16 protein-coding genes are annotated in these 16,867 nt (G+C 55.5%); 12 read left to right on the top strand and 4 right to left on the bottom strand.

The window, feature by feature from the left end:
- The first annotated feature begins 1 nt into the window (after window position 1).
- Together PVZ80_RS05720 and PVZ80_RS05715 are read left to right on the top strand one after the other, a co-directional pair.
- Complete coding sequence (locus PVZ80_RS05720; RefSeq protein ID WP_273863512.1) at window positions 2-712, top strand: ABC transporter ATP-binding protein; 711 nt, start codon at window positions 2-4, stop codon at window positions 710-712.
- Window positions 713-795: 83 nt separating this feature from the next.
- Window positions 796-1,932 (top strand): glycosyltransferase family 4 protein, encoded by a 1,137-nt coding sequence (locus PVZ80_RS05715; RefSeq protein WP_273863535.1) that lies wholly within the window; start codon window positions 796-798, stop codon window positions 1,930-1,932.
- A gap of 77 nt (window positions 1,933-2,009) precedes the next feature.
- Here PVZ80_RS05715 and PVZ80_RS05710 read toward each other — a convergent pair whose 3' ends face one another.
- Window positions 2,010-2,537, bottom strand: coding sequence for a hypothetical protein (locus PVZ80_RS05710; RefSeq protein WP_273863511.1), 528 nt, complete (start codon window positions 2,535-2,537; stop codon window positions 2,010-2,012).
- Window positions 2,538-2,851: 314 nt separating this feature from the next.
- Here PVZ80_RS05710 and PVZ80_RS05705 point away from each other — a divergent pair, with 314 nt between their 5' ends.
- The 5 genes from PVZ80_RS05705 (at window position 2,852) to PVZ80_RS05685 (ending at window position 8,402) form a co-directional block, all read left to right on the top strand.
- Window positions 2,852-3,826, top strand: a complete 975-nt coding sequence (locus PVZ80_RS05705) for a UDP-glucose 4-epimerase family protein (protein ID WP_273863510.1) — start codon at window positions 2,852-2,854, stop codon at window positions 3,824-3,826.
- Entirely contained in the window at window positions 3,823-4,860 is a 1,038-nt protein-coding gene (locus tag PVZ80_RS05700) for an MraY family glycosyltransferase (protein WP_273863509.1), read from the top strand. The genes PVZ80_RS05705 and PVZ80_RS05700 overlap by 4 nt, the downstream gene beginning before the upstream one ends.
- 82 nt (window positions 4,861-4,942) lie before the next feature.
- The gene (locus PVZ80_RS05695) at window positions 4,943-6,937 is read left to right on the top strand and encodes a polysaccharide biosynthesis protein (RefSeq protein ID WP_273863508.1); all 1,995 of its coding nucleotides are present in this window, start codon (window positions 4,943-4,945) and stop codon (window positions 6,935-6,937) included.
- 112 nt (window positions 6,938-7,049) lie between these two features.
- Window positions 7,050-7,382, top strand: a complete 333-nt coding sequence (locus tag PVZ80_RS05690) for a ComEA family DNA-binding protein (RefSeq protein ID WP_028683082.1) — start codon at window positions 7,050-7,052, stop codon at window positions 7,380-7,382.
- Window positions 7,383-7,607: 225 nt separating this feature from the next.
- Window positions 7,608-8,402 (top strand): SDR family NAD(P)-dependent oxidoreductase, encoded by a 795-nt coding sequence (locus PVZ80_RS05685; protein WP_273863534.1) that lies wholly within the window; start codon window positions 7,608-7,610, stop codon window positions 8,400-8,402.
- A gap of 28 nt (window positions 8,403-8,430) precedes the next feature.
- Here the strand turns inward: PVZ80_RS05685 and PVZ80_RS05680 are convergent, their stop codons facing one another.
- A complete protein-coding gene (locus tag PVZ80_RS05680) occupies window positions 8,431-8,997 on the bottom strand; it encodes a TetR/AcrR family transcriptional regulator (protein WP_016704356.1) in 567 nt (188 codons plus the stop codon).
- A 196-nt stretch (window positions 8,998-9,193) separates the two neighbouring features.
- Between PVZ80_RS05680 and PVZ80_RS05675 the strand changes: the two genes are divergently transcribed.
- Window positions 9,194-9,847 (top strand): GntR family transcriptional regulator, encoded by a 654-nt coding sequence (locus PVZ80_RS05675; protein WP_009050157.1) that lies wholly within the window; start codon window positions 9,194-9,196, stop codon window positions 9,845-9,847.
- 15 nt (window positions 9,848-9,862) lie between these two features.
- A complete protein-coding gene (locus tag PVZ80_RS05670) occupies window positions 9,863-10,714 on the top strand; it encodes an urea carboxylase-associated family protein (RefSeq protein ID WP_028683080.1) in 852 nt (283 codons plus the stop codon).
- A 67-nt stretch (window positions 10,715-10,781) separates the two neighbouring features.
- Here PVZ80_RS05670 and PVZ80_RS05665 read toward each other — a convergent pair whose 3' ends face one another.
- Both PVZ80_RS05665 and eat read right to left on the bottom strand, forming a co-directional pair.
- Window positions 10,782-10,949, bottom strand: a complete 168-nt coding sequence (locus PVZ80_RS05665) for a DUF2897 family protein (RefSeq protein ID WP_009050155.1) — start codon at window positions 10,947-10,949, stop codon at window positions 10,782-10,784.
- 178 nt (window positions 10,950-11,127) lie between these two features.
- A complete protein-coding gene (eat, locus tag PVZ80_RS05660) occupies window positions 11,128-12,492 on the bottom strand; it encodes an ethanolamine permease (protein ID WP_038583509.1) in 1,365 nt (454 codons plus the stop codon).
- A gap of 397 nt (window positions 12,493-12,889) precedes the next feature.
- On the opposite strand from eat, the gene kdpF reads away from it, so the two are divergent.
- From kdpF to kdpB, 3 genes are read left to right on the top strand one after another with little or no spacing between them, the layout of a single operon-like run.
- Entirely contained in the window at window positions 12,890-12,979 is a 90-nt protein-coding gene (kdpF, locus tag PVZ80_RS05655) for a K(+)-transporting ATPase subunit F (protein ID WP_007899818.1), read from the top strand.
- A gap of 8 nt (window positions 12,980-12,987) precedes the next feature.
- Window positions 12,988-14,697, top strand: coding sequence for a potassium-transporting ATPase subunit KdpA (gene kdpA / locus PVZ80_RS05650; protein ID WP_009050153.1), 1,710 nt, complete (start codon window positions 12,988-12,990; stop codon window positions 14,695-14,697).
- Window positions 14,698-14,752: 55 nt separating this feature from the next.
- Entirely contained in the window at window positions 14,753-16,810 is a 2,058-nt protein-coding gene (gene kdpB, locus PVZ80_RS05645; RefSeq protein WP_435307289.1) for a potassium-transporting ATPase subunit KdpB, read from the top strand.
- Window positions 16,811-16,867: the final 57 nt, after the last annotated feature.

Below are 16,867 nucleotides of genomic sequence, written 5' to 3'. Positions count from 1 at the left end.
TATGGCTCATTTGATTTTTGATAATGTCACAATTAAGTACCCTGTCTATAACGGCGCGGCTAAATCACTAAAGAAGGCTCTTGTAAGTGCTAGCACTGGTGGGCTTTTGTCTAAAGCTCCCGGAGAGGTTATGACGATTACTGCGTTAGAGCAGGTTAGCTTTGAGCTGAAGGATGGGGACTCTGTCGGTTTAATTGGTCATAACGGAGCTGGTAAAACTACACTTCTTCGTTCCATGGCAGGTATATATACACCAGTTTCTGGTTCAATTACGTCGCAAGGTAAAATTTCGACTATCATTGAGCTGGGTGCGGGCCTTGATTCTGAACTGTCTGGATATGAAAATATCCTTCGACTGGGTTTGCTTTTAGGTATGAGCAAATCAGAGATTCATAGGCTCCTTCCATCCATAGAGGACTTTACGGAGCTTGGTAGTTTCTTGGAGGCCCCTGTACGCACATACTCATCTGGTATGTTAATGCGACTTATGTTCGCTGTTAGTACATCGAATCAACCTGAAATATTACTTGTGGATGAAATGTTTGGTACAGGCGATAAGGGCTTTCAAGAAAAAGCTAAAGCCCGAATGGAGAGTTTGATCTCGGCGGCTAAGATTTTTGTATTTGCGTCTCACTCAGAAGAGTTGATAAAGAAATTCTGCAATAGGATTTTTGAGCTTAGTCATGGTTCAGTCAAGGAAGTAGGTTTTTGACCTGACGCTGCCAGATCTTATGTGCGTATAGGAAGTTATATAGCGACGAGCCGGATCTTTATAGTTAATTGATGGTCTTTATTATGGCGAAGGTGCTTCATTTTTTTAAGACTTATTATCCAGATACTATGGGGGGGATAGAACAGGTTATATTTCAAATATCTGAGGGGGTTCGAAGTTTCGGTATCGAGTCTGAAGTTCTTTATCTAAGTCCACGTGGGGTGGGTGAAAACGAGATATATGCAAGTCATATTACTCATCGTGCCAAGAGGGATTTAAATATAGCATCGACGGGAATGTCAATATCAGCATTTAAGATGTTTAAGAAGCTTTCGGCTCAAGCGGATATTATCCATTACCACTTTCCGTGGCCTTTCATGGATCTAATGCACTTTTTTTCTAATTTAGAAAAACCAACGCTGGTAACATACCATTCGGACATAGTTAAGCAACAAAATCTTTTGAAGCTCTATACTCCACTGATGCATTCGTTTTTGTCTGATGTAGATGTCATTGTGGCTTCTTCTCCAAATTATGCAAAAAGTAGTTTGGTGTTGCAGCGGCATATAAAAAAGGTAAGAGTCATTCCTTTTGGTTTGGACAAAAGTACCTATCCATCCCCAATGCAAAAAAAATTAGACTACTGGAGAGAACGTGTTGGAGAAGGGTTCTTTTTATTTGTAGGAGCACTTCGTTATTATAAGGGGCTTGATTACTTGCTTGATGCATGTTTGAAAGCACCATTTCCAGTTGTTGTTGCAGGTAGTGGCCCTTACGAAGGCTCGCTGAAAAGCAAAGCAAATTCATTGGGCTTACATACTGTAAGGTTTCTTGGCATGGTATCGGATGAAGATAAAGTTGCTCTATTGACTTTGTGTAGAGCTATTGTCTTTCCTTCGCATTTACGATCAGAGGCTTTCGGCATCTCTCTGCTAGAGGGGGCCATGTTTGGGAAGCCCATGATTTCTTGCGAGATTGGGACCGGTACGACGTTTATCAATATTGATGGTGAAACGGGTCTAGTAGTCTCTCCCTGTGACCCTGATGCTCTTGCCGAGGCTATGTTATCTCTCGAGGGAGATGATGAGTTATGTATGAGGCTAGGTGGGGGTGCCAAGCTTCGATCGGAGAGTGTGTTTTCTGTAGATAGTATGATTAATGGCTATGCAAGTCTTTATAAAGAACTACTGGCTCAGCACAATAAAGAGCGGGGAAACTGAGGTAACCTTTAAAGAGTATCTATGGAAGATCTAGGCCCAATCAGGTTGAGTTGGGCTTAGATATTCGTGAGGAAGTTCTAAATATGTAACGTTGATTTAATAAGTTCTAAAAAAGCCAGTTGTGTGAGTGGAGTTGTTTTAGGCGTTTCTTGTGGTTTTTTACTAGTGCTTAATATTTTCCATTCATCAATGTTATCTTTGGTTTTTAGAAGTAATGTAAAGGTTTTATTTCCAATTATCAAATCAGTCCTTACTTTTGAACCGAATATGTTTCTCATGCCAAGCTTGAGGGAAATAGAAAAGCTCTTGTCCGTATTTGTTTCTTTGGGCTCTGGCTTGCTATAAGAGGAGAGGTTGCTGTCCTTTTTTGTTTTTGTTTTTGTTTTTGTTTTTGTTTTTGTTTTTGTTTTTGTTTTTGTTTTTGGCGTTTCGATAAGTGGTGAAAGAATCAAACTGTTATATTTGTATGCGTTTAGCCAGTTCGAAATTTGGCTATGGATATAGGCAGGGGTGGAGTAGTGGGGAGATACTGTTTGTAGTTTCGATTTTGATTCTGAAATCTCTTCTCTCAAAGAGTTTTCTGTGTCATTTTTAATGCTATCCATTTTTGCTCCTCATAGAAAATCTAAGCGCTCATCCATTTGTGGAGGTTCTACTAAAAAAAAAAGATTTTTGCAAGGTCTGGCAGACTCTTTGTTTTTATTTTCTTGTACTGCTGCTTTGAGTGAGGCTGAAGGGGGGGGGCACCCTGTGATGGCTGGGTACAAGGTATTTATTTGTCGTAGGTCCTGCCTTTGTTTGTAGAGCTATTGTATTAGCTAAATAGCTTGTGCTTAGAGCTAGCTTGAATTATACGGAAAGCACTGCTTAGGCAGCCGTATTTTTGTTCACGGGTTTAACCAAAGAGCGGGATTTTCTGATGTGTTCTCGATCGATTCTCCTGACTGGTGCTACAGGTTTCTTGGGCAGAGCGTTATTGCAGCACTTGATCAATACGGGTAATTCTTCAATCGCTATTACAACTCGAAGTGACCAAGACTGTGAATCGTTGGCTGTGCGGAAATATAATATTCCTGCTATTGACGGCTACACAGTATGGGATCAGGTATTTCAATCTCAGATTGATGTTGTTGTCCACGCAGCTGCTCGAGCCCATGTGATGCGTGAGGTTGTTTTAGACCCTCTTTTCGAGTTTCGGCAGATCAATGTAGAAGGTACTTTAAACCTTGCGCGCTGTGCTGCTGCCGCTGGCGTGAAAAGGTTTATTTTCATCAGTTCCATCAAGGTGAATGGTGAGGAAACAACTCTCGGTAAGCGTTACAAGCCTGATGATATTCCAGCTCCACTTGACCCTTATGGTAGATCAAAAATGGAAGCTGAGGCTGGTCTGCGGGCGCTAGCTGTTGAAACTGGTATGGAGGTCGTGATCATTCGTCCCGTCCTTATTTATGGACCTGGAGTTAAAGCGAATTTTTTATCCTTGATGCAGTGGCTAAGTATTGGCATCCCTCTTCCGCTAGGAGCAATTCGCAACTCTAGGAGCTTGGTGTCTACCGATAATCTCATAGATTTTGTTGAGACCTGTATTGTGCATCCTAGAGCAGCGAATGAAATATTTTTGGTCAGTGATGGTGAAGACGTCTCGACTCCTGAACTTTTAAAGCGTCTGGCTACTGCAATGGGGAAACCTCTTCGTTTGTTCCCCGTACCGCTATGGTTGCTGATGGCCGTCGCAAAAATTTCGCGAAAGGAGAAGATGGTTAAGAGAGTGGTAGGTTCACTGGAGGTGGACATCTCTAAAAATTTTGACTTGCTTGGTTGGCGCCCACAGGTTGTGATGAGAGATGCCTTAAGCAAGACGGTGAAGAGCTTCTTGGAGTTACGCAAACGATGAGTTACTGGTGGATACTCTCAATAATAGCGATCGGAGCCTCGTTTTGCTTAACTGCTCTTCTGAGGTATTACTCCTTGTCTCGCAATATTATGGATATACCGAATGAGCGTAGTTCTCACTCCATACCTACCCCGAGGGGGGGAGGGGTATCCATTGTCATGACCTTCCTGGGCTCTTTGGTGGTAATGCGTTGTCTCGGGTGGATTGATCTGCCATTTTTTCTGGCTGTGGCAGGTTCGGGATTATTAGTAGCTATCGTCGGTTTTATGGATGACCATGGCCACGTTGCTGCCCGTTGGCGTTTGTTGGGGCATTTTGGTGGCGCATTATGGGCGTTGTTTTGGTTGGGAGGGATGCCGACAATCGAGATAGGTGGTGTTGGGTTTGACTGGCGCTGGGTTGGTGGCTTTGTTGCATCTGTCTATCTGGTGTGGATTCTCAATCTCTATAATTTTATGGATGGAATTGATGGAATCGCCAGCGTAGAGGCTATTTGTGTCTGTCTTGGGAGCTGTGTTCTGTATCTTGTGAGCGGTAATCAGAGCCTCGTTTGGGCGCCTTTGATGTTGGCTTCTGCGGTGTCCGGTTTCCTGATCTGGAATTTCCCACCTGCCCGGATCTTCATGGGGGATGCAGGCAGCGGCTTCTTAGGTATCGTTTTGGGAGTATTCTCAATACAAGCTGGTCATGTTGAGCCACGACTTTTCTGGGTTTGGATTATTCTTCTTGGTGTGTTCATCGTGGATGCTACGCTCACATTGTTGTGTAGGCTTGCTAGGGGAGATAGGGTCTATAAAGCGCACAGGAGTCATGCTTATCAGTACGCTTCACGTCTTTATGGTCGTCACTTTCCAGTGACGATAGCAGTCGTAGTGATTAATTTGTTCTGGCTCTTTCCCATGGCGCTCAGCGTTGTATATTTTGATGTGGATGGAGCCTTAGCGTTGTTCGTGGCTTATGTACCCCTTGTGTTGATAGCGATTAGATATCGTGCTGGGAGGCCGGAGGTTCGATCTCCTAATATTCAGAGTTGAGGTTGAGTAAGCATTAGTCGATTTTTTTATATAAAAACACTGCGAATGAGAAAAATAGGCAGGGGTCAGTCGGTTGAGGGTTATGGAAAAAATTCGTTCCTTTTTGCTGGGCTTGCCGAGAAGGCAAAAAAGGTTGATTCAGGTTGCCACTGACATTTTTTTGGTGTGGGGAGCTTTGTGGCTTGCCTTTATGGTTCGGCTTGGCATAGAGGATATGTACAACCCCTTCAGGGTCCACTTCTGGCTGTTCATGAGCGCCCCAGCTATAGCTATCCCATTATTTATTCGCTTTGGTATGTACCGGGCGGTGATGCGCTACTTTGGCAATGATGCCTTGGTTGCCATCATTAAGGCCGTGAGCCTTTCCTCTCTGATTCTTGCTCTTGTCGTTTATTGGTATAGCAATCATGAGGCTGTAGTCCCTCGCTCAATTATCTTCAACTATTGGTGGTTGAGCATGGTAATTATTGGCGGGCTTCGGTTGGCAATGAGGCAATACTTCATAGGTGATTGGTTTGGTGCTGTCCAGCATGTGCCGTTTACCAGCCGCGACGACGGGCTGACCAAGGTCGCTATTTATGGTGCTGGCGTTGCAGGCAACCAACTGGTTGCGGCGCTGCGCATGGGGCGGGTAATGCGTCCTGTGGCTTTTGTCGATGATGATCCGAGTATTGCGGATCGCTCCATTTCCGGTTTGCAGGTTTATAAGCCCAAACACATCCAACAGATGATTGAAGTAACCGGTGCCCAGGAGATTCTCTTGGCATTGCCGTCGTCGACTCGTGCGCGGCGCCGGGAAATTCTCAATCTGCTTGAGGGCTTTCCGCTCCATGTGCGCAGTGTTCCGAATTTCACCGACCTGGCCAGCGGGCGTGTGAAGGTCGACGATATTCAGGAAGTCGATATCGCTGACTTGCTCGGCCGCGATGCTGTACCTGCTCAGCCTGACCTGCTGGCTCGCTGCATCAAAGGCAAGACGGTTCTGGTGACCGGCGCAGGTGGTTCGATCGGGGCCGAACTCTGCCGGCAGATTTTTTCGTTGGGGCCGACCACGCTCCTGTTGTTCGATCACAGTGAGTTCAATCTCTACAACATCCTGTCGGAACTCGAGCAGCGTCTCTCCCGCGAGTCGTCGCCTGTTCGGTTGCTGCCCATTCTTGGCTCGATTCGCAATCCGCATAAGCTGCTGGATGTGATGAAGACCTGGAATGTCGATACGGTTTATCACGCGGCGGCTTACAAGCATGTGCCGATGGTCGAGCACAATATCGCCGAAGGCGTGCTGAACAACGTGATGGGAACGCTCAACACTGCTCAGGCCGCATTACAGGCCGGGGTCGCCAATTTCGTGCTGATTTCCACCGACAAGGCGGTGCGCCCAACCAATGTGATGGGGAGCACCAAACGTCTCGCTGAGTTGACCCTGCAGGCTCTAAGTCGTGAAATCGCCCCGGTGTTGTTTGGGGACAAAGCCAACGTATCGCGTGTCAACAAAACCCGTTTCACCATGGTGCGTTTTGGCAATGTGCTGGGGTCTTCAGGCTCGGTAATTCCGTTGTTTCATAGCCAGATCAAATCTGGTGGCCCACTGACCGTTACCCATCCGAAAATCACCCGTTACTTCATGACCATCCCCGAGGCGGCGCAACTGGTGATTCAGGCCGGTTCCATGGGGCAGGGCGGCGATGTGTTTGTGTTGGACATGGGGGAGCCGGTGAGGATTGTCGAGCTGGCCGAGAAGATGATTCACCTCTCCGGGTTGAGTATTCGTTCGGAGAGGAACCCCCAGGGCGACATCGCCATCGAGTTCACGGGCTTGCGCCCGGGCGAAAAGCTTTACGAAGAGTTACTGATTGGCGACAACGTTTCTGCCACTCAGCACCCGATGATCATGAGCGCCAGTGAGGATCATCTGCCTTGGGACTTGCTGAAAGCCAAGCTGGCGGAATTGCTGGCGGCCGTTGAGCAGGATGACTATTCCAGGGTTCGACAACTGCTGCGCGAGACTGTCAGCGGTTACACCCCGGATGGCGATATTGTCGACTGGATTTACCAGCAGCGTCGCCTCGAACCCTGAATTTACATACGTTGTAACCCAGTCACTTTTGACTTGCCCGTGGCACCGCCTAGGTTTGGAGAGCAGCTTTGGAAAAGCTGCTTTTCCTAATCGATGTGATGGAGTGTCACTTATGCGTATCACTTATTTCCCTTCTCTGGTCTTCGCTCTGATGGCCAGTCTTTCTTCCATTACCTACGCAGCACCTGCGGTCCATGCCGAGGCCAAGGCTCCGGCAGTGGCGCAGGTGGCCTCTTCGGAGCAAGCAGGCAAGATCGATCTGAACACTGCCGATGCAGCCGCCTTGCAGCGCGAGCTGCCCGGCGTTGGTGCGGTCAAGGCGCAGGCGATCGTTAAATATCGTGAGAGCAATGGACCTTTTACCTCGGTGGACGAACTGCTCGAGGTCAAGGGAATCGGCAAGGCGATTCTGGAAAGCAACCGGGAAAAATTGAAGGTCAACTGACGCTTCAATTCAGGCACCAGGCCGATCAGTGATCGGCCTGGTGTTTTTCGGGCCCATAGTGCGCAAAGCACCATAAGCAGGATTGCGCCATTCAATGTTGTCTATCGTCTCGATAGAATTATGATCGTAATATTTTATTGGATTATGACTATAATCAAATCGCTTCCCAAGCAGCGTATCAATTCCTTGTCTTTCCCTTCTCAAGCACTTTTCTGGAGAGCCGTTATGAACTCGATTTCCCCCAAGGGGCTGGCACTTGTCACCGGTGCTTCATCTGGCATCGGTGCGGTTTATGCCGAGCGGTTGGCCGCTCGTGGTTACGATCTGTTGCTGGTTGCACGAGATGAGCAGCGCCTGCAAACCGCGGCTACCCGGCTGCGGGCCGAGCACAAAGTGCAGGTTGAAGTGTTGAAAGCCGATCTGACGCTCAAGGCCGATGTGTTGAAGGTCGAGCAGCGTTTGCGTTCCGACTCGAGTATCAGTCTGTTGCTGAATAATGCCGGTGTCGCTGCCGACGGAAGCCTGGCCGTTGCCGATACGGATCGGCTGGAGGCGATGATTCAGCTCAATGTGATCGCGGTCACTCGTTTGGCTGCCGCTGCTGCCGCCAGCTTCTCGGCAGCGGGAAGAGGGGCGATCATCAATATCGCTTCGGTGGTGGCGCTGATTCCCGAGCGTTTTAATGCGACCTACAGTGCGACCAAGGCCTATGTCCTGAGCCTGACTCAGTCGCTTGCTGCGGAACTGGACGGTAAAGGCGTGCAGGTCCAGGCGGTATTGCCCGGGGTGACCCGTACCGAGATCTGGGAGCGTTCGGGCATCGACGCCCAGGGGATTCCAGCCGAAATGGTTATGGACGCCACCGAGATGGTGGATGCGGCTCTGGCCGGTTTTGATCAGGGTGAGTTGATCACCATCCCCTCGCTACCCGACTCGGCTGATTGGGAGGACTTCGTGGCTGCGCGTTTTGCCCTGGGGCCCAACCTGTCGAAAAGCAGCGCGGCTGCTCGCTACAAATAACCGTGTCGAGGTCGGAGGGTGGTGCGGTTCACTCCGCCTGCCCATCCTGCTTTTTCAGATGCTCGCGTGTTACCTCCAGTATCCGTTTGGCCAGGTCGGGGTTCTCGACACTGCGTGACAGCACCAGGGCCCCGACCAGGGTCGACATGATCACCAGGCTCTGGTCGGCGGCATTTTCTCCTTCGAGATTGGCCTCGACCTGCGCGAGTCGGGCATTGAGCACGGCATCAGTGGTGGGACTGGCTTGCCCGCGCAGGCCCAGTTCCGAAGACATGGTGGGCAGCGGGCAGCCTTGACCGGGAGAGGTCTGATGCCACTCGGACAGGTAGCTGTCGATAAAGGCCTGCAGTGGCTGTTCCTGGGCAAACAGTGTGGCGCAGTGGGCATCAAGTTCTGCGGCCGCAGCCTGCAGGGCTTTTTCGACCAGATCATCCTTGGATTTGAAATGCGAGTAGAAACCGCCATGGGTCAGGCCCAGGGCTTTCATCAGTGGTTGCAGGCCTGTCGCACCGATACCGTCGCGCCGAAAGCGCTCGGCGGCTTCCTTGATGATGCGTTGATGGGTTTGGGCTTTATGGTCTTGCGAGTAACGCATCGGGGAAGTCTCCACAGCTAGGGAGTCATCTTACCCAAGGTTGACGGGAGGGGGATTGCACTTTTAACCCCAGAAACCTCATTTTCCCTACTGAATGACTAGAAAGTCATGGTTTGCCGGCGAGCCCAGTATCAGTTGGCATGAATAGTGACTATTGGATATCCATAGATTGTTCAACAATCGCAAGGCGATATTCATGAGCAACGTATTGTCCCTGGCTGACCAGATAACCCTGGAGTTACGTGCCGATATCATCGGCGGTCGCCTGTTGCCGGGCATGGCCCTGGTGGAAGGCGATCTGGTGTCCACCTACAACGCCTCGCGCAACACCATCCGCGAGGCCTTGCATCGTCTGGGGCAGGAAGGCCTGACGCGCTACGCACGCAACAAGGGCGTCACGGTGCGACAGTTGGGGATTGACGAGGTGCGTGACCTGTTCCAGGTGCGTCGTACCCTGGAGTTACAGGCCATTGCCTCCAGCAAACCGTTGCGCGACTACCAGTCCGATCGAATGCTCGAGGCTATCGAGGCCAGCGAACTCGCCCGTGAGCGCGAGGACTGGCGCTCGGTAGGTACCCACAGCCTGGCGTTTCATCAACACATCGTCGGGCTGATGCGTAGCCCCTTGTTCGACGAGTTCTTCACCAACGTCGTGGCGCAGCTGCGCCTGGTGTTCTGTGCCGCCCCTGACGAGCAGCGTTTCCAGTCCCCCTGGTTGGCCCGGGACCGGCAGATCCATGACTTGCTCGCCGATGGCGACAAGCAGGCCGCCGGCGAGACCCTGGCGGTTTACCTGGACGATTCCGAACGGCTGTTGCTCGACATTCTCAGCCACTCTTCCCGCCACTGATCGAGGGTTTCAACCATGTACAAGGACTATCCCGCGGCTTATCAGGTCAGCAAAGGCTCGGCCCTGCAGGTGGACACGGCCTTTTATGAGCGGGTCCGCGACAGCAAGGACCAACGCACCTTGATCGAGCAATTCGAGGTACCGATCCGCACCGGGCGGGCCTGGCATGTGCCGGCCGGACATGTGTTCCGGGTGACCACGCCGGCCGGCCCACAGGTCGGGGACTTCAACGTCTGGAATGCCAACGATCCGCGGGAGCGTTTGTGGGCGGCGCGTACCCGGCAGTTGCAGGGCGCGCATGTCAGTACCCACGATCGGCTGTGGTCGAACCTGCCGTTCCTGCGGCCGCTGGTGACCATTACCGATGACAGCCTGGCCGGTTACGGCATCGACGAGCATGGCGGGCGTTTGCACGACCTGCTCGGCACGCGCTGCGATCCCTACGTGAACCGCATGCTCACCGGGGAGGACTTCCATCACCATTGCCACTCCAACCTCACGCGCGCGGTCCTGCCCCACGGCCTGACCGAGTTCGATGTGCACGACGTGCTGAACATCTTCCAGTGCACCGGGCTCAATCACGACGACATGTATTTCATGAAGGCCTGTCCTGCGCAGAAGGGCGATTACCTGGAGTTCTTTGCCGAAATCGATCTGTTGTGTGCGCTGTCGACCTGCCCGGGCGGCGACCTGTCGTTGCCCATGTGGGGGCCGGAGGCCCAGGACCCGCTCAGTGTCTGTCGGCCGTTGGGCGTGGAAATCTATCGGCTCGACGAAGCATTGCTCGAAGGCTGGAGCCAGCCAGAGCGGGCTGCCTACAAAGGCTTGCATGGCCTGCAGATCACCAAGGCTGCCTGGGAGAAATAATGCCGCTGAGGAAATAAAAAGCCCCGCCATTGTGTTAGTGGCGGGGCTGTTCGATCGGGTTATCCAGTCAGCGGTCCTGCGCGTCCTTGGCGTCCGCTTCCGCGTTGCGCTCAGCAACGCGCTTGCGTTGCTCATCGGTCAGTTCCACCTTGTTGGCGGTGTCACGCAACATCATCAAACCGCCAACGATCGAGCCGATTGCAACGATCAGAATCAACCAGGCATACCAGGGCATAAGGCTCTCCTTGAGGGCATACCGGCGGGCGAGGAGTTTCGCCCGTCAAGCTGCCATACCACTTCGAGTTACAGCGTTTCGCAGTGGTTCCATTGTAGGCCCGATCTGCCCCGGTAACCTCTCTTGCATCAATCTTCCGTGCGGCTACGCAAGCCAATTACAGAGGCATGCTACTCACTCAGAGCCCGGTCAGCATCGCATCCGCTGGCGCATTGGCACGCAGTTGTGCGGTCAGTTGGAAGTAGACGAAACCGGCGGCCATGAAACCGAGGAAGATCAGGCCGATCAGGCTGTTGAACCAGGCCATGGCCACCAGGCAGACCACGGCCAGCGCCAGGGCAATGGCCGGGACCAGCGGGTAGCCTGGGGCGCGGAAGGTGCGTTCCAGGTGCGGCTCGACCCTGCGCAGCTTGAACAGGCTGAGCATGCTCATGATGTACATCACGATGGCGCCGAATACGGCCATGGTGATCATCGCCGCGGTCAGGGTCATGCCTCCCAGGTTGATCAGGCCATCGCTGTAGATGGCGGCGATGCCGATCAGGCCGCCGGCGATGATGGCGCGGTGTGGCGTCTGGAAGCGCGACAACTTGGCCAGCGACGCCGGCAGATAGCCGGCGCGGGCGAGGGCGAAGAACTGCCGCGAGTAGCCAAGAATGATGCCGTGGAAGCTCGCCACCAGGCCGAACAGGCCGATCCACACCAGCATGTGCAGCCAGCCGGAGTTGTCCCCGACCACGGCTTTCATGGCCTGGGGCAGCGGGTCGTTGATGTTCGACAGGGTGCGCCAGTCGCCCACGCCGCCGGCGAAGAACATCACGCCCATGGCCAGCAGCACCAAGGTCAGAATGCCGCTGATGTAGGCCTTGGGGATGGTGCGTTTCGGGTCCTTGGCTTCCTCGGCGGCCATGGCTGCGCCTTCGATGGCGAGGAAGAACCAGATGGCGAATGGAATCGCCGCGAACATCCCGGCAATCGCCGGCGCGCCGAAGGTGTCCGAACCGGCCCAGCCGTTGAGGGCGAAGTTGCTGAAGCTGAAGGCCGGCGCGACTACGCCCATGAACACCAGCAGTTCCGCCACCGCCAGTACGCAGACCACCAGCTCGAAGGTGGCGGCGAGTTTGACCCCGAGAATGTTCAGTCCCATGAACACGATATAGGCACCGACCGCCGCATGCTTCGGGTCCAGGGCGGGGAACTGCACATTCAGGTAGGCACCGATCGCCAGGGCGATGGCCGGTGGCGCGAAGACGAATTCGATCAGGGTCGCCAGTCCGGCGATCAGCCCGCCTTTTTCACCAAAGGCCCGGCGGCTGTAGGCAAAGGGCCCGCCTGCATGGGGAATGGCGGTGGTCAGCTCGGTGAAGCTGAAGATGAAACAGGTGTACATGGCCGCGACCATCAGTGAGGTCAGCAGAAAGCCCAGGGTGCCGGCGACACCCCAGCCATAACTCCAGCCGAAGTACTCCCCGGAGATCACCAGCCCGACCGCGATCCCCCATAAATGCAGCGTGCCCAGCGTTGGTTTGAGTTGTGTGTTCATGCGTGGCTCCCAGAACGGAAAGAAGTGCTCGAGGCTGCTCACTGCACCGCTCATGCCAGAGCGAAAACGGGCGTCGTAAAGCGCCAGAAGCTGTCGTATCGAGGATGTTTCCAGTTGTTTCTGGGCTGAAGGTGTCTGGATTGGTGCACAGCCGTGCAACAGAGAAGGGCGGCGTCCGGGCATGTTCCTTCATGGATTGTGCCTGCCGTTGCAGCAAGACTTCCCGCGATGGCTGCCGTCTCCTCCCCAGGCCACGCCGATTGCCGGTGTAAATCCCGCGTAAAGCCTTTCTTTACGCTTTCTTTATGCGCCGCCCACGCCCTCGATCTCGTTCCTTTACAGCCTCCCTGCGGACAATGCCCCACACGCGGCGATTGCCGTACGACGGAGAGATTCCATGAGCGTTCTGGACGGGGTGTCCCTGCTGCTGGCAGTGGGGCTGTTCATTTATCTGCTGGTTGCGCTGTTGCGCGCGGATCGGAACTAGGAGCGGCTATGCACAGTTATGACTATTGGCTGATCCTCGGCTTCTTTGCCCTGGTGCTGCTGCCCGCGCCTTTCCTGGGGCGGTTCTACTACAAGGTGATGGAGGGCCAGCGCACCTGGCTGACGCCGCTGTTGGGGCCGGTGGAGCGTGCCTGTTACCGGCTCTCGGGCGTCGATGCGCAGAGCGAACAGAGTTGGCAGAAATACACTCTGGCCCTGCTTGCGTTCAACCTGGCCGGCTTTCTGTTGCTGTTCACGATTCTGTTGTTCCAGGACCATTTGCCGCTCAACCCGCAGAACCTGCCGGGGCAGGAGTGGACGCTGGCGTTCAACACCGCGGTCAGCTTCATGACCAACACCAACTGGCAGTCCTACAGCGGTGAAGCCTCGCTGAGCTACCTGAGCCAGATGATCGGCCTGACCGTGCAGAACTTTGTCAGCGCCGCCACCGGCCTGGCCGTGCTGGTTGCCCTGTGCCGCGGCATCGGCCGGCGCTCGGCGCAGACCCTGGGCAACTTCTGGGTCGACATGACCCGCGCCACCCTCTACGGCCTGCTGCCGCTGTGCCTGCTGCTGGCATTGTTCCTGGTCTGGCAGGGCGTACCACAAACCTTCGCCCAGTATGTCCACGCCGTGACCTTGCAAGGCGTCGATCAGGTGATTCCACTGGGCCCGGCCGCCAGCCAGATCGCCATCAAGCAACTGGGCACCAACGGCGGGGGCTTCTTTGGCGTCAACTCGGCGCATCCGTTCGAGAACCCGACGGCCTGGAGCAACCTGTTCGAGGTGGCCTCGATCATCCTGATCCCGGTGGCCCTGGTGTTCACCTTCGGCCACTACGTCAAGGACCTGCGCCAGAGCCGGGCGATCATCGCCTGCATGCTGGCGCTGTTCCTGATCGGCGGCGCGACTTCGCTGTGGGCCGAGTACCAGCCTAACCCGACCCTGAACAATGTCGCGGTCGAACAGACCGCGCCGCTCGAGGGCAAGGAAGCGCGCTTCGGGACCACCGCCACCGTGCTCTGGTCGGTGACCACCACCGCGGCCTCCAACGGTTCGGTCAACGGCATGCATGACAGCCTCAGCCCGCTGAGCGGCATGGTCGCACTGATCAACATGATGGTCGGCGAAGTGATCTTCGGCGGCGTCGGCGCGGGCCTCTACGGCATGTTGCTGAACGTGCTGATCGCGGTGTTCCTCGCCGGCCTGATGATCGGGCGCACCCCGGAATACCTGGGCAAGAAGCTGCAGGCCAAGGAAGTGCAGTTGCTGGTGGTGACGCTGATGGTGATGCCGGTCGGCGTGCTGGTACTGAGTGCTATCGCCGCGAGCCTGCCGGGGCCGGTGGCAGCTGTGAGCAACCCCGGTGCCCATGGTTTCAGCCAGTTGCTGTACGCCTACACCTCGGCCAGCGCCAACAACGGTTCGGCCTTCGCCGGCCTGGGCGCCAATACCCCGTTCCACAACCTGATGCTGGGCCTGGGCATGTTGATCGGCCGCTTCGGCTACATCCTGCCGGTGCTGGCCCTGGCTGGCAGCCTGGCGCTGAAAAAGACCGCGCCGATCGGCCAGAACAGCTTCCCGACCCATGGCCCGCTGTTTGTCACGCTGCTGACCATGACCATTTTGCTGGTGGGCGGGCTGACCTTTTTGCCGACCCTGGCGCTGGGCCCGATTGCCGACCACTTGAGCTTGGCTGCCTTTGGAATGAAGGGTTGAGGACTTAATGATGAATATGCCTGTTCCTGCCTCCAAGAAGGCTGTAACTGAAAAAATGCCCGGCGCTAAAACCGTGGCCTCGAAACACACGACCGACGAGCAACAGAAAACCTCGATCGCAGCCCTGTGGCGTCCGGCGCTGGTACAGGCCTTCGTCAAGCTCGACCCGCGCCAGTTGCAACGTTCGCCAGTGATGCTGGTGGTCGAGCTGACCGCGATCCTGACCACAGTACTGTGCCTTGTGCCGGACACTGCGGTGCCAACCTTCGTCGCCGTGCAGATCGCTCTCTGGCTGTGGTTCACCGTGCTGTTCGCCAACTTCGCCGAAGCGCTGGCCGAAGGGCGTGGCAAGGCCCGCGCCGACAGCCTCAAGGCCGGCAGCGAAGGCCTGAGTGCACGCCTGAAGAAAGCCGATGGCAGCTTCCAGGTGATCCCTGCCGCCAATCTGCGCAAAGGCGACGTGGTGCGTGTAGAGGCCGGGGAAATGATCCCCGGTGACGGTGAAGTCATCGAAGGCATTGCCGCGGTCAACGAAGCGGCGATCACCGGCGAGTCGGCGCCGGTCATTCGCGAGTCCGGCGGCGATCGCTCGGCCGTGACCGGCAATACGTGCCTGGTGTCCGACTGGTTGCTGGTGCGCATTACCAGCAATCCGGGCGAATCGACCCTCGACCGCATGATCGCCCTGGTGGAGGGCGCCAAGCGCCAGAAGACCCCCAACGAAGTGGCCCTGGACATCCTGCTGATCGGCCTGACCCTGATCTTTCTGATTGTGGTCGTGACCCTGCAGCCGTTCGCTCACTTCGCCAATGGCAGCCTGCCGCTGGTGTTCCTGGTGGCGTTGCTGGTGACCCTGATTCCGACCACCATCGGTGGCTTGCTGTCGGCCATCGGGATCGCCGGGATGGACCGCCTGGTACGGCTGAACGTGATCGCCAAATCCGGTCGCGCGGTGGAAGCGGCGGGTGACGTGCATGTGCTGTTGCTGGACAAGACCGGCACCATCACCTTCGGCAACCGTCGTTGCGCGGCCATCCACTCGGCGCCTGGGGTCAACCACCAGGAAATGGCCGAGGCCACCTTGCTGGCCTCGCTGGCGGACGACACGGCGGAAGGCAAGTCCATCGTCGAATACCTGCGCGGGCTTTATCCACAGCCCGAGCCGGGCGCCGATGCGCTGACCGCCGTGCCGTTCAGTGCTGAAACCCGGCTGTCTGGTGTCGACTATCAGGGGCGGGTCTATCGCAAGGGCGCGGTGGATTCGGTACTGGCTTTCGTCGGTCTGCAACGTGGCGACCTGGCTCCGGCGTTGTCCCGGGAAATCGACAAGATCGCCCAGAGTGGCGGCACGCCGTTGCTGGTGTGCGCCGAGGGCAAGCTGCTTGGCGCCATTCACCTCAAGGACGTGGTCAAGCCCGGTATCCGCGAGCGTTTCGCCGAGCTGCGCAAGCTGGGGATCCGCACTGTGATGGTGACCGGCGATAACCCGCTGACCGCCGCCGCCATTGCTGCGGAGGCCGGGGTGGACGACGTGCTGGCCGAAGCCACGCCGGAGAAAAAGCTGGCGCGCATTCGCCACGAACAGAACGACGGCCGCCTGGTCGCCATGTGCGGCGACGGCGCCAACGACGCCCCGGCGCTGGCCCAGGCCGACGTCGGCATGGCGATGAACGATGGCACCCAGGCGGCGCGCGAAGCGGCGAACATGGTCGACCTCGACAGCGATCCGACCAAGCTGCTGGACGTGGTGCAGATCGGTAAGGAACTGCTGGTGACTCGTGGCGCCCTGACCACCTTTTCCATTGCCAACGACATCGCCAAGTACTTTGCGATCCTGCCGGCGCTGTTCGCGGCGATTTATCCACAGCTCGGCGTGCTCAATGTCATGCAACTGAGCAGCCCGCAGAGCGCGATCCTCTCGGCGATCGTGTTCAACGCCCTGATCATCGTCGTGCTGATTCCGCTGGCCCTGCGCGGGGTGCGGGTGCAGGCGGCCAGCGCGGCCCATTTGCTGCGCCGCAACCTGCTGATCTATGGCCTGGGCGGGATCCTGGTGCCGTTCCTGGGCATCAAGCTGATCGACATGCTGCTGACGGCTTTGCACCTGGTGTAACCCCGCGACCCTGTAGGAGCCAGCTTGCTGGCGATAGCGTCAACCCAGTGCGCCAGA

This window comes from Pseudomonas sp. B3G-3 (assembly GCF_028640915.1).
Lineage (GTDB): Bacteria > Pseudomonadota > Gammaproteobacteria > Pseudomonadales > Pseudomonadaceae > Aquipseudomonas > Aquipseudomonas chlororaphis_I.
The sequence above is the reverse complement of the archived record's forward strand: the minus strand, read 5'-3'. Positions and strand labels throughout refer to the sequence as shown.

Excerpts from the sequence above, each read along its gene's own strand:
- PVZ80_RS05720 (WP_273863512.1), top strand. The coding sequence starts at position 2 with ATGGCTCATTTGATTTTTGATAATGTCACAATTAAGTACCCTGTCTAT.
- PVZ80_RS05715 (WP_273863535.1), top strand. The coding sequence starts at position 796 with ATGGCGAAGGTGCTTCATTTTTTTAAGACTTATTATCCAGATACTATG.
- PVZ80_RS05710 (WP_273863511.1), bottom strand. The coding sequence starts at position 2,537 with ATGGATAGCATTAAAAATGACACAGAAAACTCTTTGAGAGAAGAGATT.
- PVZ80_RS05705 (WP_273863510.1), top strand. The coding sequence starts at position 2,852 with ATGTGTTCTCGATCGATTCTCCTGACTGGTGCTACAGGTTTCTTGGGC.
- PVZ80_RS05700 (WP_273863509.1), top strand. The coding sequence starts at position 3,823 with ATGAGTTACTGGTGGATACTCTCAATAATAGCGATCGGAGCCTCGTTT.
- PVZ80_RS05695 (WP_273863508.1), top strand. The coding sequence starts at position 4,943 with ATGGAAAAAATTCGTTCCTTTTTGCTGGGCTTGCCGAGAAGGCAAAAA.
- PVZ80_RS05690 (WP_028683082.1), top strand. The coding sequence starts at position 7,050 with ATGCGTATCACTTATTTCCCTTCTCTGGTCTTCGCTCTGATGGCCAGT.
- PVZ80_RS05685 (WP_273863534.1), top strand. The coding sequence starts at position 7,608 with ATGAACTCGATTTCCCCCAAGGGGCTGGCACTTGTCACCGGTGCTTCA.
- PVZ80_RS05680 (WP_016704356.1), bottom strand. The coding sequence starts at position 8,997 with ATGCGTTACTCGCAAGACCATAAAGCCCAAACCCATCAACGCATCATC.
- PVZ80_RS05675 (WP_009050157.1), top strand. The coding sequence starts at position 9,194 with ATGAGCAACGTATTGTCCCTGGCTGACCAGATAACCCTGGAGTTACGT.
- PVZ80_RS05670 (WP_028683080.1), top strand. The coding sequence starts at position 9,863 with ATGTACAAGGACTATCCCGCGGCTTATCAGGTCAGCAAAGGCTCGGCC.
- PVZ80_RS05665 (WP_009050155.1), bottom strand. The coding sequence starts at position 10,949 with ATGCCCTGGTATGCCTGGTTGATTCTGATCGTTGCAATCGGCTCGATC.
- eat (WP_038583509.1), bottom strand. The coding sequence starts at position 12,492 with ATGAACACACAACTCAAACCAACGCTGGGCACGCTGCATTTATGGGGG.
- kdpF (WP_007899818.1), top strand. The coding sequence starts at position 12,890 with ATGAGCGTTCTGGACGGGGTGTCCCTGCTGCTGGCAGTGGGGCTGTTC.
- kdpA (WP_009050153.1), top strand. The coding sequence starts at position 12,988 with ATGCACAGTTATGACTATTGGCTGATCCTCGGCTTCTTTGCCCTGGTG.
- kdpB (WP_435307289.1), top strand. The coding sequence starts at position 14,753 with ATGCCCGGCGCTAAAACCGTGGCCTCGAAACACACGACCGACGAGCAA.